This window comes from Brevundimonas sp. TWP2-1 (assembly GCF_049897645.1).
Lineage (GTDB): Bacteria > Pseudomonadota > Alphaproteobacteria > Caulobacterales > Caulobacteraceae > Brevundimonas.
Window position 1 is genome coordinate 338,948 of sequence record NZ_JAFCWR010000002.1, and the last position, 25,317, is coordinate 364,264.

Annotated in this window: 24 protein-coding genes and 1 tRNA gene; 11 read left to right on the top strand and 14 right to left on the bottom strand. The window is 67.3% G+C overall.

Translation table 11 applies throughout. The features are described from left to right. The first annotated feature begins 10 nt into the window (after positions 1-10). Genes ACP7BH_RS11855 through ACP7BH_RS11875 form a run of 5 tightly spaced genes read left to right on the top strand, consistent with a single transcriptional unit; the run spans position 11 to position 4,695 of the window. Entirely contained in the window at positions 11-943 is a 933-nt protein-coding gene (locus ACP7BH_RS11855; protein ID WP_425987065.1) for an ABC transporter ATP-binding protein, read from the top strand. Further along, positions 940-1,707, top strand: coding sequence for an ABC transporter permease (locus tag ACP7BH_RS11860; RefSeq protein ID WP_425985446.1), 768 nt, complete (start codon positions 940-942; stop codon positions 1,705-1,707). Before ACP7BH_RS11855 ends, ACP7BH_RS11860 begins: the two co-directional genes overlap by 4 nt. 42 nt (positions 1,708-1,749) lie before the next feature. Further along, a complete protein-coding gene (locus ACP7BH_RS11865) occupies positions 1,750-2,841 on the top strand; it encodes a hypothetical protein (protein WP_425985448.1) in 1,092 nt (363 codons plus the stop codon). Between the two features lie 60 nt (positions 2,842-2,901). Continuing rightward, a complete protein-coding gene (gene tldD / locus ACP7BH_RS11870) occupies positions 2,902-4,332 on the top strand; it encodes a metalloprotease TldD (RefSeq protein WP_425985450.1) in 1,431 nt (476 codons plus the stop codon). A 60-nt stretch (positions 4,333-4,392) separates the two neighbouring features. After that, a complete protein-coding gene (locus tag ACP7BH_RS11875) occupies positions 4,393-4,695 on the top strand; it encodes a hypothetical protein (protein ID WP_425985452.1) in 303 nt (100 codons plus the stop codon). Between the two features lie 7 nt (positions 4,696-4,702). Here ACP7BH_RS11875 and ACP7BH_RS11880 read toward each other — a convergent pair whose 3' ends face one another. Next, positions 4,703-5,653 carry a TraB/GumN family protein gene (locus tag ACP7BH_RS11880; RefSeq protein WP_425985454.1) on the bottom strand — a complete coding sequence of 317 codons (951 nt, stop codon included), beginning with the start codon at positions 5,651-5,653 and terminating at the stop codon, positions 4,703-4,705. Positions 5,654-5,798: 145 nt separating this feature from the next. On the opposite strand from ACP7BH_RS11880, the gene ACP7BH_RS11885 reads away from it, so the two are divergent. Continuing rightward, positions 5,799-7,886: a TonB-dependent receptor plug domain-containing protein gene (locus ACP7BH_RS11885; RefSeq protein ID WP_425985456.1), complete on the top strand. Its 2,088-nt coding sequence runs from the start codon at positions 5,799-5,801 to the stop codon at positions 7,884-7,886. A 72-nt stretch (positions 7,887-7,958) separates the two neighbouring features. On the opposite strand, the gene ACP7BH_RS11890 is transcribed toward ACP7BH_RS11885, so the two are convergent. After that, the gene (locus ACP7BH_RS11890; RefSeq protein ID WP_425985458.1) at positions 7,959-9,722 is read right to left on the bottom strand and encodes a peptide MFS transporter; all 1,764 of its coding nucleotides are present in this window, start codon (positions 9,720-9,722) and stop codon (positions 7,959-7,961) included. A gap of 280 nt (positions 9,723-10,002) precedes the next feature. Here ACP7BH_RS11890 and ACP7BH_RS11895 point away from each other — a divergent pair, with 280 nt between their 5' ends. Next, positions 10,003-11,154, top strand: coding sequence for an N-acetyltransferase (locus ACP7BH_RS11895; RefSeq protein ID WP_425985460.1), 1,152 nt, complete (start codon positions 10,003-10,005; stop codon positions 11,152-11,154). On the opposite strand, the gene mscL is transcribed toward ACP7BH_RS11895, so the two are convergent. From mscL to aroA, 6 genes are all read right to left on the bottom strand, one after another. After that, positions 11,155-11,577, bottom strand: coding sequence for a large-conductance mechanosensitive channel protein MscL (mscL, locus tag ACP7BH_RS11900; RefSeq protein ID WP_425985462.1), 423 nt, complete (start codon positions 11,575-11,577; stop codon positions 11,155-11,157). Positions 11,578-11,615: 38 nt separating this feature from the next. Beyond that, on the bottom strand, positions 11,616-11,906 hold the full coding sequence (locus ACP7BH_RS11905; protein ID WP_135193710.1) for an integration host factor subunit beta: 291 nt from the start codon (positions 11,904-11,906) through the stop codon (positions 11,616-11,618). Between the two features lie 246 nt (positions 11,907-12,152). Then, the gene (rpsA, locus tag ACP7BH_RS11910) at positions 12,153-13,856 is read right to left on the bottom strand and encodes a 30S ribosomal protein S1 (RefSeq protein ID WP_135193711.1); all 1,704 of its coding nucleotides are present in this window, start codon (positions 13,854-13,856) and stop codon (positions 12,153-12,155) included. Between the two features lie 195 nt (positions 13,857-14,051). Then, positions 14,052-14,696, bottom strand: coding sequence for a (d)CMP kinase (gene cmk / locus ACP7BH_RS11915; RefSeq protein ID WP_425985464.1), 645 nt, complete (start codon positions 14,694-14,696; stop codon positions 14,052-14,054). Between the two features lie 123 nt (positions 14,697-14,819). Continuing rightward, positions 14,820-15,086, bottom strand: coding sequence for a hypothetical protein (locus tag ACP7BH_RS11920; RefSeq protein WP_425985466.1), 267 nt, complete (start codon positions 15,084-15,086; stop codon positions 14,820-14,822). Beyond that, the gene (aroA, locus tag ACP7BH_RS11925; RefSeq protein WP_425985468.1) at positions 15,086-16,393 is read right to left on the bottom strand and encodes a 3-phosphoshikimate 1-carboxyvinyltransferase; all 1,308 of its coding nucleotides are present in this window, start codon (positions 16,391-16,393) and stop codon (positions 15,086-15,088) included. The genes ACP7BH_RS11920 and aroA overlap by 1 nt, the downstream gene beginning before the upstream one ends. A 125-nt stretch (positions 16,394-16,518) precedes the next feature. Between aroA and ACP7BH_RS11930 the strand changes: the two genes are divergently transcribed. Together ACP7BH_RS11930 and ACP7BH_RS11935 are read left to right on the top strand one after the other, a co-directional pair. After that, positions 16,519-16,974, top strand: coding sequence for a TIGR02300 family protein (locus ACP7BH_RS11930; RefSeq protein WP_135193715.1), 456 nt, complete (start codon positions 16,519-16,521; stop codon positions 16,972-16,974). Between the two features lie 334 nt (positions 16,975-17,308). Next, positions 17,309-17,384 (top strand) — tRNA-Ala (locus ACP7BH_RS11935). 168 nt (positions 17,385-17,552) lie between these two features. Here ACP7BH_RS11935 and ACP7BH_RS11940 read toward each other — a convergent pair. Both ACP7BH_RS11940 and rsgA read right to left on the bottom strand, forming a co-directional pair. Next, positions 17,553-17,876 (bottom strand): hypothetical protein, encoded by a 324-nt coding sequence (locus ACP7BH_RS11940; RefSeq protein ID WP_135193716.1) that lies wholly within the window; start codon positions 17,874-17,876, stop codon positions 17,553-17,555. A gap of 107 nt (positions 17,877-17,983) precedes the next feature. Further along, a complete protein-coding gene (gene rsgA / locus ACP7BH_RS11945; protein WP_425985470.1) occupies positions 17,984-19,057 on the bottom strand; it encodes a ribosome small subunit-dependent GTPase A in 1,074 nt (357 codons plus the stop codon). Between the two features lie 190 nt (positions 19,058-19,247). On the opposite strand from rsgA, the gene ACP7BH_RS11950 reads away from it, so the two are divergent. Then, positions 19,248-19,499, top strand: coding sequence for a DUF2171 domain-containing protein (locus ACP7BH_RS11950; protein ID WP_055805252.1), 252 nt, complete (start codon positions 19,248-19,250; stop codon positions 19,497-19,499). Positions 19,500-19,518: 19 nt separating this feature from the next. Here the strand turns inward: ACP7BH_RS11950 and ACP7BH_RS11955 are convergent, their stop codons facing one another. Continuing rightward, positions 19,519-20,196: a DUF1345 domain-containing protein gene (locus ACP7BH_RS11955; protein ID WP_425985472.1), complete on the bottom strand. Its 678-nt coding sequence runs from the start codon at positions 20,194-20,196 to the stop codon at positions 19,519-19,521. A gap of 80 nt (positions 20,197-20,276) precedes the next feature. Here ACP7BH_RS11955 and ACP7BH_RS11960 point away from each other — a divergent pair, with 80 nt between their 5' ends. After that, complete coding sequence (locus tag ACP7BH_RS11960; RefSeq protein ID WP_425985474.1) at positions 20,277-20,453, top strand: hypothetical protein; 177 nt, start codon at positions 20,277-20,279, stop codon at positions 20,451-20,453. A gap of 69 nt (positions 20,454-20,522) precedes the next feature. Here the strand turns inward: ACP7BH_RS11960 and ACP7BH_RS11965 are convergent, their stop codons facing one another. The 3 genes from ACP7BH_RS11965 to ACP7BH_RS11975 form a co-directional block, all read right to left on the bottom strand. After that, the gene (locus tag ACP7BH_RS11965; protein ID WP_426043344.1) at positions 20,523-21,275 is read right to left on the bottom strand and encodes a FadR/GntR family transcriptional regulator; all 753 of its coding nucleotides are present in this window, start codon (positions 21,273-21,275) and stop codon (positions 20,523-20,525) included. A 68-nt stretch (positions 21,276-21,343) separates the two neighbouring features. Next, positions 21,344-22,213: a rhamnogalacturonan acetylesterase gene (locus ACP7BH_RS11970; RefSeq protein ID WP_425985478.1), complete on the bottom strand. Its 870-nt coding sequence runs from the start codon at positions 22,211-22,213 to the stop codon at positions 21,344-21,346. 15 nt (positions 22,214-22,228) lie between these two features. Continuing rightward, a complete protein-coding gene (locus ACP7BH_RS11975; RefSeq protein ID WP_425985480.1) occupies positions 22,229-25,210 on the bottom strand; it encodes a DUF6298 domain-containing protein in 2,982 nt (993 codons plus the stop codon). Positions 25,211-25,317 lie beyond the last annotated feature (107 nt).

The window sequence follows — 25,317 nt, forward strand, 5'->3', positions numbered from 1 at the left end:
AGGAATGCCCATGCCCGTAATCGAGATCGACGGCCTGACCAAGACCTACAAGTCGGGGCTTCAGGCGCTGAAGCGCATCGACCTGACCATCGAAAAGGGCGAAATCTTCGCCCTGCTGGGTCCGAACGGCGCCGGCAAGACCACCCTGATCTCCATCGTCTGCGGCATCGTCACGCCGACGACGGGAACGGTTGTCGCCGACGGCCACGACATACAAAAAGACTTCCGCGCCGCCCGCACCAAGATCGGCCTAGTGCCGCAGGAACTGACCACCGACGCCTTCGAGACCGTGCTGGCCACCGTCACCTTCAGCCGGGGCCTGTTCGGCAAGTCGCCGAACCCCGCCTTCATCGAAAGCGTGCTGAAGGACCTGTCGTTGTGGGACAAGCGCGACGCCAAGATCATGACCCTGTCGGGCGGGATGAAGCGCCGCGTGATGATCGCCAAGGCCCTGAGCCACGAGCCGGACATCCTGTTCCTGGACGAACCCACCGCCGGGGTCGACGTCGAACTGCGTCGCGACATGTGGGCCATGGTGCGCAAGCTGCGTGAGCGCGGCGTCACCATCATCCTGACCACCCACTATATCGAGGAGGCCGAGGAGATGGCCGACCGGGTCGGCGTCATCTTGAAGGGCGAACTGATCCTGGTCGAGGAGAAGTCGGCCCTGATGAAGAAGCTGGGCAAGAAGACCCTGACGCTGAACCTGATCGACCCGCTGACGGCCCTGCCCGCCGACCTGTCCGACGGGGGCCTGACGCTGAAGAACGACGGGGGCGAGCTGGAATACAGTTTCGACGCCAACGCCGACGACACCGGCGTGCCGTCGCTGATCCGCCGGCTTGAGGCGCTGAACATCGGCTTCAAGGACCTGAACACCCGCCAGAGCTCGCTGGAAGACATCTTCGTCAGCCTGGTCCACCAGAACGGAGCCGCGGCATGACCTTCAACGGATATGGCGTCTGGGCGATCTATCGCTTCGAGATGGCGCGCGCCCTGCGCACCGTCTGGCAGAGCATCGTCACGCCGGTCATCACCACGGCCCTCTATTTCGTCGTCTTCGGCGGCGCCATCGGCAGTCGAATGCAGGAGGTGGACGGCGTGCCCTACGGCGCCTTCATCGTGCCCGGCCTGATCATGCTCAGCCTGTTCACCCAGTCGATCTTCAACGCCAGCTTCGGCATCTACTTCCCCAAGTTCACGGGGACGATTTACGAAATCCTGTCGGCGCCCGTGTCGTCGCTTGAGATCGTGCTGGCCTATGTGGGGGCGGCGGCGACCAAGTCGGCGGTGCTGGGCCTCATCATCCTGGCGACGGCGGCCTTCTTCGTACCGCTGCAGATTCTGCATCCGTTCTGGATGATGGCCTTTTTGATCCTGATCTCGGTGACCTTCAGCCTGTTCGGCTTCATCATCGGGGTCTGGGCCAACGGGTTCGAGCAGTTGCAGATGATCCCGATGCTGGTGGTCACCCCCCTGACCTTCCTGGGCGGCGCCTTCTATTCCATCGACATGCTGCCCGACGGCTGGCGCACGGTGACCCTGTTCAATCCGGTAGTCTATCTGATCTCGGGCTTCCGCTGGGCCTTCTATGGTCAGGGCGATGTCGCGATCGGGATCAGCGTGGCGGCCACCCTGAGCTTCTTCGCCGTCTGCCTTGCCATCGTCATGTGGATGTTCAAGACCGGCTATCGGCTCAAGAACTGATCCGTCACGAAACGGGCCAGATCGCCAGCGATTGGGAAGACTATGTCCGACGACCAGAAGACCCCGCCTGAACCCTTCGCCCGCCCCGAACCTTTCGCTCGAAAGCCGGTGACGTGGGGACGCATGCCCGCGACGACCTTCCACGTCGGGCCGGTGCCGGTCGCGCCCAATCCGCTGGACCGCATCCCCAATCCGCCGCCGCGCAAGCCCTCGCCGCAACAGCAGCAAGCCTCGATCCAGACCCAGAGCCTGGCCTCCGGCGTGGCGCCCGCCAAGGGTCAGGCGGCGGCCCCCAGCCGGGCGCCCGTGCAGCCCCGGCCGCCGCGTCCGCAAACCGGAAGCATCCTGGGCGGATCGCTGATCCCCACAGCCCGCCCGGCTCAGACCGCGACGCCGCCGCAGCCCGCGCCTCAGCCCCTTCCCCAATCCCAACCTCAGCCCCAGCAATCGGCCGCTGCGGACTTGACCGTGCGTCCGCTGCCTACGCCGCAGGCCGCGCCTGTCCCCACGCCGAAGCCGGCGCAAGCCGCGCCGGTCGCAGCCAAACCCGTCGTCGCGCCGCCCGTGGCCTCCAAACCTGTCGTCGAGACGCCGGCCCCTGTCGCCGCAACGCCGTCGCCCCCTGTCACCCCCAGCTTCGCCCGCGCGCCGACCAAGCCCTCGCGCCTGCCGCTGTATGTCGGCGCGGGCGTCGCCGCCCTGCTGGTGATTGGCGGCGGCGTCTGGTTCGCCACGCGTCCGGCCTCCACGTCCGCCCCGGCGGCGACCGCCGCCGTGGCCCCCGAGGCGCCGCTGACCACGCCGCCGGCCGAGACGGTCCCGACGGGCGCAGCCCCCGTCGTTCAGGCTGAAACGCCGACGCCGGCGACACCCGCGCCAACTCAGACCGCTCCAACCCAAGCCGCCCGCACCACGACGACGACGCCGAGCGCACCGACCGCTCAGCCTCGCCCTGCGACCGCCGCGCCGCGCCAACCCACGCCGACGGCGGCCCAGCCCGCAGCGACGCCCGCCCCGACGGTTCAGACCGAGCCGCTGGTGGTCGTGCCGTCCACGCCGCCCCCGACCGCCGCGCGTCCCGGCGCCAGCGATCCCGACGCCCCGGTCGTGACCCGGCCCCAGCCGCTCGACTGATCCGAAAGATCGCGCGCCTCGGCAGGTGACGAAACGGCCTGCAGCCCCTACCTACAGGCCATGACCGTTCACGCCTCCCCGCCGCCCATCCTCGACGCCGCCGGCGTCGATACCGACGAAGCCCTGTCGATCCTGAAGACGGCCCTGGCCGGCGCCGACGACGGCGAGCTGTTCCTGGAACGGTCCGAGAGCGAGAGCCTGGTGTTCGACGACGGGCGGCTGAAATCCGCCGCCTATGACGCCACCGAGGGTTTCGGCCTGCGGGTCGTGGCGGGCGAGACCGCCGGCTATGCCCACGCCAACGAGATCTCGGCCGCCGCCCTGCGCCGCGCCGCCGACAGCGCCGCCTTGGCCAAGCAAGGTCACGCCGCCCGCGTCGCCGAGGGACCGCGCGCCACCAATCAGCAACTGTATGACGCGGTCGATCCGCTGGCCTCGCCGGCCTTCTCCGACAAGATCGCCCTGCTGGCCGAGATCGACGCCTGGGCCCGCGCCCGCGATCCCCGCGTGGTCCAGGTCTCGGCCTCCCTGGTCGGCGAACGCCGCGCCATCGAGATCTTGCGCGCCGACGAACGGGTGGTGCGCGACGTGCGGCCCCTGGTCCGGCTGAACGTCTCGGTCACCGTCGAACAGAACGGCAAGCGCGAGAGCGCCTCGTCCGGCGCGGGCGGTCGGGCCGGGTTCGAGACCTGGGTCGCGCCCGACCGCTGGCAGGCCCAGGTGGACGAGGCCCTGCGTCAGGCCCTGGTCAATCTGGACGCCATCGACTGCCCGGCGGGCGAGATGGATGTGGTCCTGGGGGCCGGCTGGCCCGGCGTCCTGCTGCATGAGGCCATCGGCCACGGCTTCGAAGGCGACTTCCACCGCAAGGGCTCGTCCGTCTTCAACGGCATGATGGGCCAGCGCGTCGCCGCCCCCGGCGTCACCGTGGTGGACGACGGCTCCATCGCCGGCCGCCGCGGCTCCCTGTCGGTCGACGACGAGGGCACGCCCACCTCGCGCACCGTCCTGATCGAGGACGGGATCATGGTCGGCCTGATGCACGACCGGCTGTCGGCCCGTCAGTTGGGCGTCGCCGCCACCGGCAACGGCCGTCGTCAGTCCTTCGCCCATATGCCCATGCCGCGCATGACCAACACCTTCATGGAAGGCGGCAAGGACTCCAAGGCCGACATGATCGCCAATACCAAGCGCGGCCTCTACGCCGCCAACTTCTCCGGCGGCCAGGTGGACATCACCAACGGCAAGTTCGTCTTCCAGTGCAACGAGGCCTATCTGATCGAGGACGGGGTCATCACCGCCCCGGTGCGCGGCGCCACCTTGATCGGTGACGGCGCCACGGCCCTGACCAAGATCCAGATGGTCGGCGACGATTTCGCCTTTGATCCCGGCGTCGGCGTCTGCGGCAAGGCCGGCCAGGGCGTGCCCGTCGGCATCGGCCAGCCGTCGCTGAAGATCGGCGGACTGACGGTCGGCGGCACGGCGGTCTGAGCCAGCGGAACCGTATCGCCACGCAGGGTGTTTCCTCGCCACACTGGAGAGGGAACATCCATGCCTACCGAACGCGAAGTCCAACATCCCGATGGCCGGGTTGAACGCATCACCGAAACCACCGCCGCCCCCACGACCGTCGTCGAGCGTCGCGGCAGCGGCATGGGTGCCATCGTCGCCCTGATCATTGGCCTGCTGGCCGTTCTGGTGATCGGCTATTTCCTGATGAACATGAACAATAGCGAAGCGGTCGAATCCAACGCCATCGCCGGCGCGGCCGAAAGCGTCGGCAACGCCGCCGACAACATCGGCGAGGCCGCCCGCGACGCCGTGCCGGAACGCGCGCCGGCTCCCGCTAACTAAGACCCCGTCAGGGGGCGGACGGACGCCACTCGGGACCCAGCGGTTCCAGCCCGTCCGCCTCCAGACGATCCAGCACGCCGCCCGGCTCGGCCAGCAGCCGCAAGGGCGCGATGGCGACCGTGACGCCGGGCTCGGCCAAGGCCTCGTCCACCGCCGTATTCCAGATGCCCCGCAGCGTCTCGCCCTGCCCCATCACCGCCCAGTAGGAACAGGCGTTCGTCGCCTGGTCCAACGAAGAGGCCAATACGGCGGGCACACGGCGCAGACGCCAGGCCTCGGCACGCTGCGCGGCCTCTTCGGGATGCGCCTCAGCCGCCGTCACCGCCGCCGTGATACAGTCCACATAGGCCTCGGGCGGCGTGGTCAGGATCTTGTCGACCATCTCGTCGCCGCGAAAGACGCCGACCGGCTCGGCCGGGGTGCGGTTGGTCCGGGCGGCGCGACGCACCACCTCCGACACCGGCCGCGCCCGACGCGCATAGCCGCCATGTTCCATCAGATCCGCCGACAGCATCAGCATGCTCTTGCGGCTTGGGCCCTCGCCCGTCACCTGCTCCACCCGGGCTTCAAGCTCGGGCGACAGATAGTCCGCGCTGGTGCGCTCGCCCGGCAGGCGCGTCAGGGTTCGCATCCGCCATAACAGCCGCCCCACGTCCGCCAGCGACGCCTGACCCTGCACCGGGAACAGCACACGGTCCGCTCGTTCGACCGCCGAGATCAGGGCGTCGGTGCGCCACTCCATATCGCGGGGCAGGCCGTCGATCGAGCCGACCAGGATCAGCACGCTGTCGCCGCGCCGCACCTCCCACATCGGCCCCTCGATCCGACGCGCCGTAACGACGATGTCCTCGACCGCATCGGAGGGCGCGTCGGAGGGGGCGTCCTGGGCCGAGACCGGTCCGGCCAGCGCGGCGACGGCCAGAACGGACAACAACAGGGAAGATGAGCGACTGATCATTACATCGCTGTAAGCCTTTCTACTGTCCTGCGTGTAATGAAATCGCTGTAATGATGTCGTCGATTTAATCCACCTTGCCGCCTTGTAACTGGAGATGAAGACGCCGGATCGGCACACCTCTCACCAACACACCGAGGGGAACTCCATGACCAAGACCCTGCTGCTGGCCAGCACCGCCCTGCTCTTCACCGCCGGCGCAGCCTTCGCCAACCCAGCCTTCGCCGGGGACGTACCGCAAGTCGCCGAGGCCCCCGTCCCGACCGGCCCCACCAATGAGGCGCCGCTGGCCGACGCCAGCCAGCGCGGCGTGCTGGTCTTCACACCCGACTTCTTCACGACCCAGCGCCCAAACACGGCGCTGGACATGGTCAACCGCGTGCCCGGCTTCTCGGTCGACGACGGCACGGGCGCACGCGGGTTCGAGGGGGCAGTCGGCAACGTCCTGATCAACAACGCCCGACCGGCGTCCAAGAACGACGCCGGATCCAATGTCCTGAGCCGCACCCTGGCTAGCCAGGTCGAGCGGATCGAGCTGATCCGGGGCGGCGCGCCCGGCATCGACATGCAGGGCTTCTCGGTCGTGGTGAACGTGATCCTGAAGACGGAGAGCAGCCGTCAGTCGATCCTGTCGTGGAACACCACCCAGTTCGAGGGCGCCGGTCAGGACCTGTATGGCGGCAGCTATCAGTTCACTGCCCGCAACGGCGCCCGCAGCTGGGGCGTCACCCTGTCTGACGGCATCAGCATGAGCGATTCCAATGGACCGGGCCGCCTGATCCGCCGCGACGCCGCCGGCAATGTCCTGCGCGACGAACTGACCGATACCGACGGCTACGGCGGCGGAAACTCCATCCGCGGCACCTACGCCGGCCCTCTCGCGGGCGGCAAGGTCGACCTGACCGCCCGCTACGGGATCAACGACTGGCAGGGCTACAACACCAGCCGATCCGCAACCGCCTTCCGTGAAAGCCTCGACAGCGAGGACAGCGACGGCGGCGAATTCGGCGTGACTTGGGAACGACCTCTGAACGACCGTTTCAAGCTGGAAACGCGGCTGATGCACGAGTTCGGCAGCTGGGACGGCGTCTCCACATATAACGTCCTGAACAACGGCGTGGACGCGCCTGAGCAGATCTTCGCCTATGAGGGCGAAAGCTCGGAAACCATTCTACGCGCCCTGGTTCGTCACGAGCGTTCGCCCAAACTGACCATCGAGACCGGCGGCGAGATCGCCTACAATATGCGTCAGACCGACCAGGCCTATACCGAGGGCGGCGTCGCCATTCCCCTGCCCAGCGCCTCGGTCAAGGTCGAGGAAACACGCGGCGAAGCCTTCTCCAAAGGAACCTGGCGCCTGCATCCCGACCTGACGCTGGAAGCCGGTCTGCGCCTGGAGGCCTCGACCATCAGCCAGTCAGGCGATGCGAACCAGGAAAAGAGCTTCTTCTTCGCCAAGCCGCGCTTCCTGGCGACCTGGACGCCGATGCCGAACAACCAGCTGCGTTTCCGTTTCGAGCGCGAACTGGGCCAGCTCGACTTCTCCGACTTCGCCGCCTCGGCCGACCTGGACGAGGAGAATGTCTATGGCGGCAACGTCGATCTGGAGCCCGAACAGCGCTGGATTTCGGAACTGACCTACGAGCGTCGCTTCTGGGGCGAGGGGATCGTCTCCATCGGCTATCGCCACGACCAGATCATCGACGCCATCGATCGCATCCCTCTGGCGGACGGCCTGTCGGCGGTGGGCAACATCGGCGACGGCACGCTGGATCAGCTGTCGCTGAACGTGACGCTTCCACTCGACAAGTTCGGACTGTCCGGCGCGCGCTTCACCTTCAAGAACGACTGGAACAAGACCGCCGTCACCGATCCGACCACCGGCGAGGAACGCCCCATCTCGGGCGTCCGTGCGACCCAAGCCAACGTCGGCATCGAGCAAGACATCACCAGCTGGAAGCTGCAGTGGGGCGTCAACTGGCTGCCCTATCTGCACCAGCCCAACTATTCGCCGGACCAGGTCTCGGCGTGGCGCGGAACAGATTACTTCGAGATGTTCGCCGAGTACAAACCCACTCCGACACTGTCGATCCGCGCCCAGCTGAACCTGTGGGACGACTTCACCCAGCGCCGTACGGTCTTCGCCGACCGCCAGACGCGCGCGGTCGCCTTCGTGGAAGACAGCGCCGCTGATCCCCGCACCTTCGTGTCGCTGCGCGTGCGCAAGACGTTCTGAGGCCAGACGTCGTCCAGCAAAAAGCCCCGGCGGAGCGATCCGCCGGGGCTTTTCTTCGTCAGGCAGTCAGGATCAGTGAACCCCGGACATGCCCTTCTTGAGCAGCGGCGAGATCAGCAGCAGGAAGACGCCGACGCCGACGCCCGTCCAGCCGATGGTGCCGAAGATCGACCCATAGGTTTCCAGCGCCAGGGCCGGGCTGGTCACGACGCCCGCGACCGTGTCGGTCGCCGTCGCCTTGGCGATCAGGCCGGCGACGATGTGCGCCACCGAGCTGGACAGGAACCAGACGCCCATCATCAGGCCAACTACGCGCGCCACCGACAATTTGGTGATCATCGACAGGCCGACGGGCGACAGGCACAGCTCGCCGATCGTGTGGAAGAAGTAGGTCAGGAACAGGAACAGCAACGGCACGCGGAAGGCCTCGTTAGCCTGACTGCCCGCCGCCCAGGTCAGGACCAGGAAGCCGAAGCCCACGAAGACCAGGCCGAACGAGAACTTGACCGGGGTGGACGGCTCAAGCTTGCGCTTGGCCAGCCAGACCCACAGAGCGGCCATGATCGGGCCGCCGATGACGATGATGCCGGGGTTGAACATCTGCGTATAGCCGGCGTTGAACCAGCTGGGCATCTGGGTCGACTGGTCGGCGAACAGGGTCAGCGACGAGCCGGCCTGTTCGAACAGCGCCCAGAACAGCACCGAGAAGAAGATCAGCACCTGGGCGACCAGCATGCGGCTGCGCTCGGCGCCCTTCAGGCGGAAGACGGTGAAACCGACGACCGAGGCGAAGATGACGCCCGCGATCCAGGGCAGGCCCGTCTCGATGATCTCGTGACGCTGCATCAGCAGCCAGGTCGGGATGACGGCGATGAGGCCGGCGATCCAGAAGAAGGGCACCAGCGGCACGCCCAGGATCGAACGCCCCTCGATCGGAACCGGCGGTCCGCCGCGACCTTCCAGCCACGACTGACCCAGCACGAAGGTCAGCAGACCCGCCAGCATGCCGATGCCCGCCAGGCCGAAGCCATAGGCCCAGCCATAGTTGAAGCCCAGATAGGAACAGGCGGCCGTGGCCAGGAACGAGCCCAGGTTGATGCCGACGTAGAAGATGGTGAAGCCGCCGTCGCGACGCGGATCGTTCTGCTCGTACAGCGAGCCGACGACGGTCGAGATATTGGCCTTCAGGAAGCCGACGCCGACGATGATCAGCGCCAGGGCCAGGAACAGCACGGGTTCGCCCAGCTTCTGGTCGCGCTCGGTCTCCAGCGTATAGCCGCCGGTCGCGGTGAAGGCAGGGAAGCCGGCTGCGGCGGCGGCCTGCGGCGCAGCCTGGGTCGCGGGATCCAGCGCGCCGGTCGGCGGCGTGCCCAGGCCCGTGCCGACAGCGGCGGCCGCCGCGTCTGCGGCGTTGGCGGCCGACGGTTCGGCGCCGACGGTCGAGACCCCTTCGGGCGTGATGGCGATATGGACCCGCTCGTCGCCGTTGACGGCGAACATCTTGCGGTTCTGGTCGCGGCCTTCGACCTGGATCTGATAGGTCGTGTCGCCGATGGTCAGGCTTTCACGTCCGCCCGTGCCTTCGAAGGCCATGGTGAAGTGGCCCAGCACCAGAAGGACGGCGCCGATGATGACTGCCTTGCGCGATCCCAGATATTTGTCGGCGATCATGCCGCCGATGACCGGCATCAGATACACCAGCGCGGCATAGGCGGCGTAGATGCCCTGGGCCTCGGCCGGACCGAACAGGAAGTGCTGCGTCAGGTACAGCACCAGCAAGGCGCGCATGCCGTAGTAGGAAAACCGTTCCCACATCTCTGTGAAGAACAGGATCACCAGCCCCCGCGGGTGCCCCAGGAAAGTCTTGCGAGGCTCTAGCGCCCCCCCATCCGTCGCTGTCAACGGCTCACTCCCAACTGCCGCGCCGCTATCGGGCGCGCGAAAGGCGCATACCCAGCACAGCGGGCGAATCCGAACAAGTGTTAAGGCCGTTGTGGGACAGCGTGCCGCGAAGACGCATAGCCAGACACAACCTGAAGTGATACAGGTTGGCGCCCATTCTGCAATCCTCGCGCCCAGGAAACGCCCCCGGTTTCATAATGGGAAGGAGCGCCCGATGTCCGTTCGACCCATCGTCGGATCCGACCATGAGGCCCTGAACCGGCTGCACCGCGACGTGGGCTGGCCAGAGCGGTCGCCGGCCGGCTGGCGCTGGCTGGAGGCCAATCCGGCGCGCCAGGACATCGCGGCCCCGGCGGGCTGGGTGGTCGCCGACGACCGGGACGAGGCCGTGGCCATGGTGGGCAACTTCGTCCAGCGGTTCCGGCACGGGTCGCGTCGTCTCTATGGGGCGACGGGCTTCTCGATCATCGTTCCGCCCAGCCGCAAGGGCGCCAGCCGCGCGCTGATCCGCACCTTCCTGAAGCAGCCGGGCCTGTTCGCCCGCTATACCTTCAACGCCAACGCCCGCTCGGCGCCGCTCTACAATCTGTTCGGCATGTCGCCCTGGCCGACCGAAACCCATGGGCTGAAGCTGTCGTGGGTGACGGACCGGCTGGTCTGCGCCCAGGGTCGGGTGCTGCGAAGCCTTCTGGGGCGCACCTCGGCGCAGACGGCCGCCAGGTTGGGCGAGCAACTGATGAACGGGCGGGTGTTTCGACAGACGGCCCTGTCCCTGTCGCCGCAGGTGACCGTGCTGCGCGACCTGTCGGACGGTTCGCCCTACGCCGACTTTTGGCAGGCGTTGGCGTCTGAGGATCGGCTGCTGGCGGATCGCAGCCCAGCAACCCTGCGCTGGCGCATGGCGGATCCCGACCTGACGCTGAAGCCAATGTTGCTGGCCTGCGTGCGCGAGGGCCGGATCGTCGCGACCGCCATGGCGCAGATGACCAAAACCAGCCTGATCGAGCCGCCGTGCCTGGACATCATCGACCTGGTCGCGCTGGAGACGGCGCAGGATGCGATCGAAGTGCTGACGCAGGCCCTGATCGACAATGCGCGAGACATGGGCGCCGCCAAGGTGCGGTTGCAGATGGTGACGCCGCAGATGCTGACGGCCCTGGGCGACCTGGCGAAGACGGCGCGGCGCGAAGGCGGCTGGGGCCATTGCCACGCCATCATCGAAGATCCGGCGCTGGCGGCCGCCTGGGCGCCGACCCCGTTCGACGGCGACTACGGCATCTGCTCGCGCACGCCGCCGGCGCCGACGCGGCTCAGCCGGCCGTCCGCAGCGCACGCAACCGCACGCGGCCGCGTTTCCAAGGCCTGATCAGACCTTGGGGCGGGCCTTCAGCTCGTCGCGGATTTCGATCAGCAGGGTTTCCGTCGCCGTCGGCGCCGAGGGCGCGGGATCGGGCTTGGCCGCTTCCTGACGACGCAGGACGTTGATCCCCTTCACCACCATGAAGACCACCCAGGCGACGATCAGGAACTGGATCACCGTGTTCAGGAAGGCGCCGTACTGGATCGCCACCTTCTCGATCGCCTCGGTCGTCGGGTTCTCGGCCCGCAACACCCATTCCAGTTCGGAGAAGTCGATGCCGCCGGTCACCAGGCCGATGGGCGGCATGACGACCTGATCGACCAGGCTCTTGACGATGCCGTTAAACGCCGCGCCGATGATGACGCCGACCGCCAGGTCGACGACATTGCCCTTGACCGCGAACTCGCGAAACTCAGACAGCAGGCTCATGGGACTTTCCTTGGAGGGTCAGAAGGCGAGGCGCAGGATCACGCGTCGCCGGAAGCGTTCAGCCGCTCGCGCAGTTCCTTGCCGCTTTTGAAGAAAGGCACGGCCTTGGCCGGCACCTCGACGGCCTCGCCGGTGCGGGGATTGCGTCCCGCCCGCGCCGGGCGCGACCGCACCGACAGGGCGCCGAAACCCCGCAGCTCAACCCGACCGCCCTCGGACAGGGCCGTGGTCATGGTGCCCAGGATGACGTTGACCAACCGCTCCACCTCCGCATGGGTCAGGTGGGTGTTTTCCATCGCCAGCTTTTCGATCAGTTCGGACTTGATCATCGATGCCCCTGCCAGCGCGTTTTGACAGGCCGTCTCGCCCGCCCGTCGATCCAGAAGCCCCACCCTAACCTTCGACCGGCTCTCGAAAAAGCCCTTATCCGCCAATGATGCGCGTCATTCGCAGGAATTATGTCCGCCAGCGAACACAACGGTGTCCCAGACAGAGAAAAGGGCGGCGGGATCGCTCCCGCCGCCCTCATCTTTTGACGCTACAGCAGAGCGCGCGGCGCTCCGCTGCTTAAGCGCTTAGTCCTTGGTGCCGGCGTTCTTCAGCGCGGCGCCCAGGATGTCGCCCAGCGAAGCACCGGAGTCGGACGAGCCGAACTGTTCGATGGCTTCCTGTTCGTCCTTCATTTCCAGCGCCTTGATCGACACCGAGACGCGGCGCGAGGCCTTGTCCACGGCGGTGATCATGGCGTCGATACGATCGCCGACGGCGAAGCGTTCCGGACGTTGCTCGTTGCGGTCGCGCGACAGGTCCGACTTGCGGACGAAGGCCGTGACCGGCGCGTCGTCTTCACCGAACTTGACCTCGATGCCGCCCGACTCGATCGACGAGACGGTGACGGTGATCTGCTGGCCGCGGCGATAGGTGTCGCCCTCGCCGATCGGATCGCCGCCGAGCTGTTTGATGCCCAGCGAGACGCGTTCCTTCTCGACGTCGACGTCCAGGACCTTGGCCTTGACCATCTCGCCCTTGCGGTAGCGCTGGATGGCTTCTTCACCCGACACCGACCAGTCGAGGTCGGACAGGTGCACCATGCCGTCGATGTCGTTGTCCAGGCCGATGAACAGGCCGAACTCGGTGGCGTTCTTGACTTCGCCCTCGACGGTCGAACCGATCGGGTTGTTGGCGACGAAGGCGTCCCACGGGTTGTCCTGAGCCTGCTTCAGGCCCAGCGAGATGCGGCGCTTGGAGGCGTCGACGTCCAGGACGACCACGTCCACTTCCTGAGAGGTGGAGACGATCTTGCCCGGATGGACGTTCTTCTTGGTCCAGGACATTTCCGAGACGTGCACCAGGCCCTCGACCCCGGCTTCCAGCTCCACGAAGGCGCCGTAGTCGGTGATGTTGGTGATGCGGCCCGTGTATTTGGCGCCGACCGGATACTTGGCTTCCACGCCGTCCCAGGGGTCCGACTGCAGTTGCTTCATGCCCAGCGAGATACGTTGGGTGTCCGGGTTGATCTTGACGATCTGGACCTTGACGGTGTCGCCGACGGCGAGAACCTGCGACGGGTGCGAGACGCGCTTCCACGACATGTCGGTGACGTGCAGCAGGCCGTCGATGCCGCCCAGGTCGACGAACGCACCGTAGTCGGTGATGTTCTTGACGACGCCTTCGCGGACTTCACCCTCGGCCAGCTGACCGACCAGTTCCGTACGCTGTTCGGCGCGGGCTTCTTCCAGGATGGCGCGACGCGACACGACGATGTTGCCGCGCGGACGGTCCATTTTCAGGATGGCGAAGGGCTGTTCCTTGCCCATCAGCGGACCGACGTCGCGGACCGGACGGATGTCGACTTGCGAACCGGGCAGGAAGGCCGAGGCGCCGCCCAGGTCGACGGTGAAGCCGCCCTTGACGCGACCGACGATGGCGCCGTTGACCGGCTGGCCTTCGGCGAACACGACTTCCAGACGGGTCCAGGCTTCTTCGCGGCGAGCCTTGTCGCGGCTGATGACGGCTTCGCCCAGGGCGTTCTCGACGCGCTCCAGGTAAACCTCGACATTGTCGCCGACCTTGGGCAGGGCGCCGTCGTCGCCCTGGCCGAACTCGCGCATGGCGATGCGGCCTTCGGTCTTCAGACCGACGTCGATGATGACGATATCTTTTTCGATGCCGACGACGCGACCGTGAACGACCTGGCCTTCGCCGAAGTCGCGACCCTGAAGCTGTTCGTCGAGCAGCGCCGAGAAGTCGTCGCGTGTGGGATTGAGAGTATCAGACATGAAGCTCTGGTGTTTCCGGTAGGGCTGTGGCGCGCGACCGAACGGCCCCGCGCGAGGTGGACGCCCCTCACACAGCAAGGCGCTGCGCCGAGGCGAGAGGAAAAGATAGGCAGGTCGTCAGGATGCGAGGCCGTTCAGAACGATCAAAACGCCCGCGGAAGCCGAGGATGGGAGCGTTGGATTTGCGATAGAGGGTCAGAGACCGTGTTTCGCGCGCGCCGCCTCGACGATACGGCGGGCCGCATCGAAGGCCGCCTCTATACCCATATCGGTCGTATCCAGCAAGACCGCGTCGTCGGCCTGGACCATGGGGGCCGCGCCGCGTCCCGCGTCACGTTCGTCCCGGCGCTGAATGTCGGCCAGCATGGCCTCGAAGGCGATGTCCGATCCACGCGCCGTCAGCTGCTTCCAGCGGCGGGTCGCACGGACCTGCGGCGTTGCGGTGACGAACAGCTTGGCCTGAGCATCCGGCGCGATCACCGTGCCGATGTCACGCCCGTCCAGCACCGCGCCGCCTGCCTGAGCCGCGAACGCCTGCTGCAATTCCAGCAAGGCCGCGCGCACCCCGGCGAAGCTGGCGACACGGCTGGCCGCCTCGCCCGCCTCGCCCGTCGTCAGTCGCGCATCGTCCGACAGACCGGACGCATCGAGCCCGCGCGCCGCTTCTGTTGCAGCCGCCTCGTCATCCAGCGACCCGCCGTCCTCCAGCACCCTCATCCCCACGGCCCGGTACAGCAGCCCCGTGTCCAGATGCGGCAGTCCATAGGTCTGGGCCAGGCGCGCGGCGATGGTCCCCTTGCCAGAGGCGGCCGGTCCGTCGACGGCGATGATCAGGGTCAAGCAGGTCTCCGCAGCGCGCAGCGCTTTCAATCTTGGTCCCGAACGCACGGGAGGGCGAACCTGATAGCGAGGATCGCACAACCAATCCAGCCGCAGGCCTTCAGTTGAAAGCCGCCAACCGGCTCACGTCCAGTCGTTCCACCGCGCCAGAACGACGACCGCGAACGCCGCCAGGCCCAACCAAACCAGACAGGCGACGCCGTTCAGCGCCACCGTCGAATAGAAGAAGAAATCGCCTTCCGCCCTCAGATGGACGGCGCCGTGCTTGCCCCTGACGCTGCCGGTCATCATCCCCTGCCACACGGTCCAGGCCGTCCAGCCGGCCCCGCCCAGACAGGTCAGAAGCGCGAGGACCGCGACGCCGCGATAAAGGACGTCGCGCGTCGGCATCATTCGATCCGCCCGCCCAGCCCGTTCATCATCTCGACGAAGCCGGGGAAGCTGGTGGCGATCATGCCGGGTTCGTCGACGGAGACCGGCTGTTCGGCGGCGAGGCCCAGGACCAGGTGGCTCATGGCGATGCGGTGGTCGTGGGCGGTGTGGACGGTCGCGCCGCCGCGAACCCCACCACCCGTGACGATGAAGCCCTCCGGCTCTTCCTCGACCTGGACTCCGCAGGCGCGCAGGCCCTCGACCATCAGCGAGATCCGGTCGCTCTCCTTGACCCGCATCTCGCCCACCCCGCGCATGACCGTGACGCCGTCGGCAAAGGCCGCCGTCGCCGCCAAGATCGGATATTCGTCGATCATCGAGGCGGCGCGCGCCTCAGGCACGACCACGCCCTTCAGGCCCGAATGCCGGGCGGTGATGTCGCCGACATCCTCGCCGCCGGCCTCGCGCCGGTTCGATATGGTCAGGTCCGCGCCCATCTCGATCCAGGTGTCGAACAGGCCGGTGCGCAGGCTGTTCAGCATCACGCCCTCGACCGTGACTTCCGACCCCGGCACGATCAGCCCCGCCGCCAGGGGGAAGGCCGCCGAGGACGGATCGCCCGGCACGGCGACGAAGGTTCCGGTCAGCGGCTGACCGCCCTTCAGCGTGACCTTCCAGCCCTTGCCCATCTTCTCCACGCCGACCTTGGCGCCGAAGGCGCGCAGCATGCGCTCGGTATGGTCGCGGCTCTTTTCCGGCTCGACCACCGAGGTGACACCCTCGGCGTTCAGCCCGGCCAGCAGAATGGCCGACTTCACCTGCGCCGAGGCCACGGTCTGCACATAGTCGATGGCCTTCAGCGTCCCGCCGGTCAGGGCCACCGGCAAGCGATCCTCGGCCGCCTGCCAATCGAACGCCGCGCCCATGTCGGCCAGCGGTCCGGTCACGCGCTTCATCGGCCGTTTCCTCAGCGAGCCGTCGCCGTCGAAGGTCGCCGTCAGCGGATAACCCGCCGCCGCCCCCATCAGCAGGCGCACCCCGGTCCCGGCATTGCCGCAGTCGATCACCGACGAAGGCGTCTTGAAGCCGCCCGCGCCCTCGATCCGCCACTTGCCGTCGCCCGTCCGCTCGACCTTGGCGCCGAACGCCTCGACAGCGCGCGCGGTGGCCAGAACGTCGTCGCCTTCCAGCAAACCCTCGACCTCGGTCACGCCCGACGCCATTCCCCCCAGGATCATCGACCGGTGCGACATGGATTTATCGCCGGGCGCGCGGACCTTTCCGGTCAGGGCGGACGAACGTCGTGCGGTCAGTTGGGAAGGCATATTCACCCGCTTCCGGCTGTATTGTCGAAACGGCCGCGCGGGCGGCGCGAAAGATGGCTTTTGACAGCGGGTCCAAGGGGTGGCAAGGGACCGCCCCGAATTCAACCCGTTGAAAGTGTCCTCACGTGGCCAATCCAGAACTGGGCGCCAAGCAGGTCTGCCCCAACTGCCAGGCGAAATTCTACGACCTGAACCGTAGACCCGCCCACTGCCCCAAATGCGCGACGGAATTCGATCCGGAAGAAGCGCTGAAGCTGCGCAGCCGCCGCGCTCGCCCCGGCTATCCGGCCGACGACGAGGCTGAAGACCAGGTCAAGGACAAGAAGGTCGATGGCGACGAGGACGAGGAAGAAGACGTCAAGACGCCCGAGATCGACGAGGAAGGCCACGAGCCCATCCTGACCCCGGACGACGAGGACGAGGACGTCCCCGCCGATGCGTCGGAAGAAGCCGGCATGGGCGCGACCGACGGTGACGACGATCTGGCCGACGACGATGACGACTCCGTGCCGTTCATCGAAGACGACGACGATGACTCGATCGACGACGAGATTGCCAAGCCGTCGCGCGACGACGACTAAATCTTTCTTGGGCCTACCGCGCTTCGCGCTACTTGAGGGCTTGTTTGGTGGGCCTATCGCGCTTCGCGCTACTTGAGGCCCGGCTTCCTCTGGGCTTCTTGCGATCAGGCTCAGATTCTTGTTGCACCCGCCGCATTTCCCGTTAGGGAAGCGCGGCGGGACAGCAGGCTTTTCCAGCCACTTCGGTTTGAAAAACCTGCGTATTTTCACCTCCGGGAACGCGGTGAAAATAAATCTCGAAACGGGCTTGATCGTAGAAAAGCCCTGACATAGTTTCCGCCGCCTCGCCGGGGGCCATCGCAAGATGAACCGGGCGAACCAGACCGACAGGTCCGGGGCTTTAGCTCAGTTGGTAGAGCGCTTGCATGGCATGCAAGAGGTCAGCGGTTCGACTCCGCTAAGCTCCACCATCGTCACCTCCGAGCACTGCAAGGTGCTCGGAGGGACGGCCATCCTCCCCTACATTCTTGATGCGGCGCACACGCTATTCGGCGCGCAATGAATGCGCTCGCGCTTCGTCCGATTGGCGGACCGCGGCAGGCGGCTCGATCCGAGCCTCCCGCCGCAATCGTCGCCGATCAGTTCTCGACTTCGGTCGATCCTTGCCGGAACTCTTCGGCGGGCACGAAGGCGGAGCCTTCTTCGTCCAGAACCCACACGCCGATCAGGGCGGGATGGTCCGGGGTGACGTCCTCGTCCAGCAGGTCGCCTTCATAGACGCCGACATTGCTGTAATCGAAATCCAGCAGCAGCTGAGCGGCCATGTCGATCATCTCGTCGGCCATGCGGCGCGCATAGCCGACGGCCTCGCTGGCGTCGGAAAAGTCGTCCGTCAGCGTGTTGACCTCTGCGGCCTCGCTGCCCTGGACGGCGCTGGTGGTGACAATGGTGAATGCGGACATGATGTTCTTTCTTGAGTCTAAGTCGCTCACCTAGCCTGTTTGGCGGCGCGACAGGCCTAAATTCTTAGAGGTCGAACAGGTCGAAAAAGCGAACGGGAAAGCCCCGATCAGTCCGCGCCGCCCCGATCGTTGCGCTTCGTCGCGCGATAGGCCTTCTGAAGCCCGCCCAGCCGCCGTCGTTCGGCGGCCTTGGCGACCCGCTCCGCCTTGTCCCCGGCCTCCGACAGTTCCAGCGTCAGCTTCTGGAAGTGCGCCCACCGCGAGGCCTCCAGCGTCCCATCCGCCAGGGCCGCCTGCACGGCGCAGCCCGGCTCGTTCGTATGGCTGCAGTTGGTGAAGCGGCACGCCTGCATCAGGCGCTCGATGTCGTCGAACACCGCCCCCACGCCCTCTTCGGCGTCGATCAGGCCCACTTCGCGAATCCCCGGCGTGTCGATGATCAGACCGCCGCCCGGCAGGGGGATCAGTTGACGGTGGCTGGTGGTGTGACGCCCCTGGTCGTCGGACGCGCGGATCGCGCGGGTCGCCATCCGGTCTTCGTTCAGGAAGGCGTTGACCAGGGTGGACTTGCCCACGCCGGACGAGCCGATCAGCACGCAGGTCTCGCCCGGCTTCACCTGAAGGCGCAGCGCGTCCAGGCCGACGCCTTCGCGGGCCGAGACCATCAGGACCGGACACCCCGTCTCCAGCGCCGCGACCTGAGCGGCCTCGGCTTGAGGATCGGCGCTGAGATCCGATTTCGTCAGCACGAGCACAGGCCGCGCCCCGCTCTCCCACGCGGCGGCCAGAAACCGCTGTATCCGGCGCGGGTTCAGATCCGCATTCATCGAGGTGACGACGAAGGCCACGTCGATATTGGCGGCCAGGATCTGCACCCGCCGCACGCTGTCGGCCGCCCGGCGCACGAAGGCGGTGCGGCGGGGCAGGACGGCATGGATGGTGGCGGTGCGGTCCTGAAGGTTCAACGACAACGCGACCCAGTCGCCGACGGCGGGATGGCCGACCTCCTGGGCCTCGTGACGCAGGCGGCCGGACGCCTTGGCCTGCAGTTCGCCCTCGTCCGTGGCGACCACATAGCCGTTGCGATGCTGGAGAACGACGCGGCCAGGCGCGTGCCCGGCCTGGGCCTGAGGCGCAAACGCCGTCGCCCAGGCGTCGGACCATCCATACTGTTCGATCAAATCAACGGCATCCCTGTCGCCTGCAATCCTCAGCCGGTGCGCTGAGCCGGTCTTGCGGCGCGATAATGCACCCAATGCCCGTCCCTGCCGCCTGTAAAACGCAAACGGCGGACCGTCCAACCGCAACGGGAACGGAATCCTGTCCGACGGGCTCCTGTCCTGTTGTTATTTTCAACCAGGAGAGACGGCGATGAGTGAGATCAAGGAAGGCATGGAGGTTATCGGGGCCGACGGCGTTCACGTCGGCGTCGTGGACCGGGTCGAGAGCGACCGGATCAAGCTGACCCGCCGCGAGAACACCGGCGCCCACGCAGACCACCACCACTATATCGAGAACGGCTTCGTCGCCGGCGTCGAGGGCGACAAGGTGCGCCTGTCGGCCAACGCCGACGTCGCCGTCACGCTCGAAGAAGAAGAGTCCGGCCGACCCGTCGATCTCTGATCGAAACGGCGGCGACGCCTCAGAACAGCGTCGCCGCCAGATTGACCGTCAACGCCAGGATGACGGCGTTGAAGAACCAGGCCACCAGGCTGTGCAGGGTCGCCAGGCCGCGCATCTTGCGACTTGAAATCTGGATGTCGGCCGTTTGGTTGGCCACGCCGATGATCAGGCCGAAGTGCAGAAAGTCCCAGTAGTCGGGCTCGTCCTCGCCGGGCAAGATCAGCCCGCCCTGATCGCCCTTGCCGTGCTCGCGCGGCGCATAGAAGCCGTGGGCGTAGTGCAGGGCGAAGATGATGTGCACATACAGCCACGACAGGCCCACCGTGCCGACCGAGAACACCGCCTGCCCCACCGTCGGCTCGCCGCTGCTCGTCACCATGGCCAGTACCAGCACCACGACGCTGGCGACGGCCGCCGCCATGCTGAGCGGCAAGACCAGGGCGCCCGCCTGATCCAGTTCGGCCGCACGGCGCCGGATCGCGTCCTGAGAGCGCACCCGGACGATGTGATAGAAGGTGACGATCAGAAAGGCCGCGACGCCAGCGTCCCAGCCCGCCGCCAGCCTGAGCGGCCAGCCGAAGCCCGCCGGTGTCAGCGCCGCCACCGCCGCCAGCACCAGCAGCCCCAGCCACAGCCACAGGGAGAAATGCAGACGGAACAGGCGCGCGACAAATCCCATGGCTTCGAGATCGCCCATTCCACGGACCAGGTCCAGCGAACGCGCATCCGACGCGCCACAAACAATTCCGACTAAGGCGCGCACCCACCGGCGGCGTGATGCAGATGTCGGCTATGGCGGATCACGCCCTGTCTCTCAGCCTGGCGATCACGCGCCTGCGACGATGGCGCGAGGCGTTCGGCGTCGCAGGTCGCCGCGGCAGCCTTCGGCGCCTTTTCGACCTGCACCGCGCCCCCGGCATGCGGGCCTTTCCCGTGACCCTCGGCTGGCCGTGACGGGCGTCACCCTCGCCTGGCCCCTGTATCCGAGATGCCGCCAGTGCAGCGCGACAACAAGCTAGGCGCTTAGGCCTTAGAGCCTGATCGCTCGGCTTCCACGCGACCAAATCCCGCATCGATGACTGAAATCATCGCCGCCGCCGCTCCCGCGCCGTCCCTGGCTTCGATAAGATCGACAATCCGCTCATGCGCATCGACGGTATCGCGGTGAAGTCTCAAATCCCGCGTGGGCGGGCTGAGCGTGAACACCTCCAGCAATGCGGTTTCGATGACACTGGCCAGGGACCGCATCATCGGATTTTTTGACGCCGCTCCGATGACGAGATGCAGCGAAAGGTCGGCTTGGGCGAAGGCGTATTCCGAACCATTCTCGACCCGCATCGCCTGAACGGCGGTCCGCATCGCAGCTAGATCCTCGACGGTCCGCCGGTCTGCAGCGAGCGCAGCCGCTGCGGGTTCGAGCGCGCGCCTGACCTCAGCCAACTGCCGGCGAAAGTTCGCATCCATCCCGCCGGAAACTTGCCAGGCCAGGACTTCCTTATCGAAGTAATTCCAGTGAACGGGTTCAGTGACGCGCGTGCCCACCCGTGTCTTGACGCTGAGAAACCCCTTGGCCGCCAGCGTCTTCAGGCCTTCACGCAAGGCCGTGCGGGAGACGCCGAAACGGTCGAGCAGATCGGCCTCCAGCGGCAGCTTCTCGCCCGGCGCCAATCGACCGGTCAGAATGTCCTGCGCCAACGCCCGCACGATCTGCTCGTGCGTGGACAGGACCTGCGTCGACCTGACGCGGCCGGCCGGGGTGTCGTTACTGGCGCTCATCCTGCAGTCGTAAGCTAGGCCGCTTCAAAAGTCTGCAAACCGATTCATATGATTATATCTTCCGCGCCTCAAGGCACCAGCACCCGACGCAAGGCGGGCACGGCCAGGATCAGATCGCGCGTCACCAGGGCGGCGAAGAAGTCCGCTCCCTCGCGCCCCAGGTGGGTGTAGTCGAACGACACCCGCGCTTGGCCCAGAGGCTCGACCGCGGCGTTGTTCTGGGCCGGAACCGCAGGCGTGGCGGGCGTCGGCGTCACGCCGGTCGAGCCGGGGATGGTCGTGCCGGTCAGCAGGGCGGCCGCGACCTCGGGCGAAGGGGGCGACTGGGCGAAGCGGGCCGCCATCATCGGCCCCAGGGCCTGGACGGCGGCGGCGCTGGACGTGTTCAGATCGACCAAGGGCGTCTGGGTTTCCTGGGCGACCCGGCGCACGGCCTCGGCCCAGGGTTCGAGATCGTTCTGCAACCGGCCGTCGACGAACTGACGCCGTGTCAGGGGCGTCAGCAGTACGGGGATGGCGCCACGTGCGCGGGTCTCCTCGACATAGCGTTTCAGATTGACGGGAAACTGGGTCGCAAGATCGGTAGAGCGGCCCGGCTTGCCCGGCTGGTCGTTGTGGCCGAACTGGATCAGGACATAGGTCTGGACGAAGCCAGGCGTGGACATTTCCGCCAGCGCCAGATTCCAGGACCCTTCCGCGAAATAGCTGCCGGAACTGCGCCCGCCCCGCGCCAGGTTCACGCAGGCGACGAAGGAGGTCACGTGGTCGGCGCAGAAGCTGGGGCCCCAGCCGCCGATCACCGCCGTGGTCGAGTCGCCGACCAGAATGATCTTGGACGCCTGAATCGGCGTGATGGGCGTGCCCCCAGGAGGAGGCGCGGGTGCGGCCTGAGGGGCGGCGAGCAAGGCGACGGATGACAGGATGGCGGCGAGCGTCATGGGATTTCCTTCGGTTCAGTTCGCACAGGCGGCGGTCGGTTCGAGCCAGGCGGCCCAAGGGGTCTGGGCCGTGCTTTCCAACCGTGTCGCGCCGGCGGGCAGGCAGGCGACGCCCTGGCCGCCGGCCCAGCGCACGGTCATCGGCCCGACCAATCGGCGCAGCGTCGCGGGGCCTTCGATCGCATAGACCAGCAACCGCCCCTCGGCGTCGGCGCCGCCCCAGGACGAGGGGCCGGCGATGACGCGGTCGGACGGTCGCATCCCCGCCCGCGCCGCCGCCGGGAAGGCCGCCTCAACGGCCCGGCTCAGATCGGGATAGGCGTCGTCGCCGTCCAGCAGGGCCAGATCGGCGCGGCGGTCGCGGTATTCGCGATAGGCGCGATATCGCATGGCGGGCGTGGACTTCCACAGATCGCGACGCACCTGGGCGGGATCGGCGCCGTTGGCCAGATCCTGGTGTCGGGCGATGGCGTCCACCTGTTCGCGCGGCGCCTTGTCGATGCCGCCTTGGACCGCGAACAGGGTCCCGTCTGGGCGATGGGTCCAGTGGTGGAACTCGACCCCGTCGATCGTGCGAGACAAGACCGGATCGTCCAGCACCGCGTCCGTCACCGCCTTGGGCGCCTCCAGCACGACCCAGACCGAACGGCCCGTCTCGGCCTCCCATTCGGCGATCGTCTCCAGCCAGAAACGGACGAAGGCGACAGGGCCGGTGTATTCCGGGTCGAGGCCGAAGATGACGTTAAACCGATCCTTCAGCGCGTCGAGCGTATGGCGGATATAGAGGCGATGCAGGTCGCGCCGCACCGGGTCGGAGACGTCCCAGAAGACCTCGGCGGCCGGAACCTCCATCGGCATGCCCGTCGCCTGGATCGTGTTCATCGGCCGCCAGGGGAAGTCCACGTAATGGGCGCGGCTCTCCAGCAGCCAGTGCTGCAGATACATGCGGTGATGCAGCACGACGCCGCGCCGCTCCGCCCGTTCGGCGAACCCGTCCAGCCGGTCGAAGAACCAGGGATTGAAGCGGGTCAGGTCGTATTTGCTCAGCCCGTCCCACGCCCTCCCCTGGCCGCTGCGGGCCCAGGGCAGTTCGATGAAGGGCGCCCAGACCTCGCCGTCCTTCTGATCCGGCGAGCCGTAGAAGTCATGATCAACGCGCCGCCGGTCGTACCAGAGGCCGTAGTTGTGCTGGACCACGTCGCCGGTGTTCAGCCCCGCGACCAGGGCGTCCAGGTCGTCGGTCAGGCCCGGTCCGATCTTGCCCGGCGCGAACCTGGTCAGGAAGGGGCCGGACCCGACGGCGGCGGCCGTCGGCATCTGGGCCTGGAAGAAGGCGAAGCCGATCTTGCGGACATAGGCCGGGCGGCCGCCGATCTGGAACCGGCCGTCGGCCAAGGTCAGGGGATGGCGTTCGTCGGATGGACGATGGGCGTCACGCCAGGCGGTGACCTCCGCCTCGGTCAGGTTCGGCGTTCCGCGCGACGGCGCGGGCAGGACGACGGGGTCGAGCGCGTCGAGCGCCTCGCGCCCCAGCCGCGCTTCCAACTGATAACGATACAGGCTGGCCGGTTTCTGCGGCTGGGCGCGGTGGAAGTCACGGCCTGGCTGGGCGCGTGGATCCTCCAGCACCCCGTCGCCGACTCGTTCGCCGCGACAGCCGACGGCGGCGTTCGACCCATCAGGGGGACTGCGCACCTCGACCACCGTCGCCTCGCAGTTCCACAGTAGGGAGTTGGCGGCGGACCAGCCGGCGCCCTGGGCCTCGCGCCCGCGATGGGTCAGGGTCAGGGCGCCGCCACGCACCTTGACCCCGTCGAACAGAGCGCCGGAGGCCCAGCTTTCCAGCGCACCACTGTCGCCCCTGGCGCCCGTGGCGGTGCAATCGAGGAAGACGTTGGGGCCGGCCGCCGCATGGCCCAGGCCGAAGTCGTGAATGCCGTCGCGGCTGTCGCAGCGGACGAACAGGCTCTGCTGGCCGGCCGTATAGAAGACCCGTCGGCGCCAGCCGCCGATCTCGGACACGGGGTCGGAGGCCGAGACGTCCTGAACCGTGATGCGCCGCGTCGTCTCGCCCAGATCGACCACCGAACCGACGAAGCCGCGCGCGGACAGATTGCGGATCCAACCGTCCTCGACCCCGTCGAAGGCGACCGCGTACCAGCTGTGATCCTCGTCCATAGGCCGTTCGGGATCGTGAGCGGACACCAGGGTCAGGCCCTCGATCCCCACCTCGCGGATGCGCGGCGTGGACGGTCCGCGCGTGACCAGGCCGCCGCCCATATCCGGATCTAGCGCCGTGGTCAGGGGGGCGTCGATCAGGACGGCGTCCGCCTGAACCGCCGTCACCGTGCGGTCCCAGACGATGTCGCGCGTGCCCGGCTTCCAGTTCAGCCGCCCCTCGGGCCGCCAGCCGACGAAATCGTCCATGCCCAAGGCGGTGATCCAGGCCTGCGTGCTCGGCCGCCGGATCGTGATCCGATCGCCGACAACCAGCCCTTCAGTCGAGGCCAGCGGCAGCCGCATCGCCCCCACCGGCGCGGCGCCGACGACCGGCAGGGGATCGCCGGACGGCGCAGCGCCCCCTTGGCCGGCGACGACGATCAGGGCGCGACGGTCCACGCCGGTCGCCACCACGGTCGTGCCGCCGTCGGCCGCGCCGCGCAGCACCACTCCGTCCGACGTGATGCGCACCTGACCCTCGACCTCATAGGTTCCGGCCGTCAACTGAACCACGCCGCGATGGCCGCGCCGGTCGGCAGGCCGTGTCGCTACGAGGTCGATCGCCGCCTGAATCCGTGCGCCGTCATCGCCCTCGACAGGCTCCACGATCAGGGTCGCCGGATGGATGGCCGGGGCCACGCCGCCGCCGCGATAACCGGCATGGGAAAAGTCGATGGCCGGTATCCGCCAGACGGCGCGCGGATCGGCGCTTTGCGCCCCCGCCACGCTCGACAGCGCGACCAGAGCTGCGGCCAAGCCGCCCATCCGCCATTTCATGGCCTTTCCTCCCTAGCCATTCGCCGAAAAGTATTATTATATTTCCAGACATGTCCAGCGGTGTCATTCCGCAAGTCGCCGTCAGAGCGTCGGACATCCGGGAAACG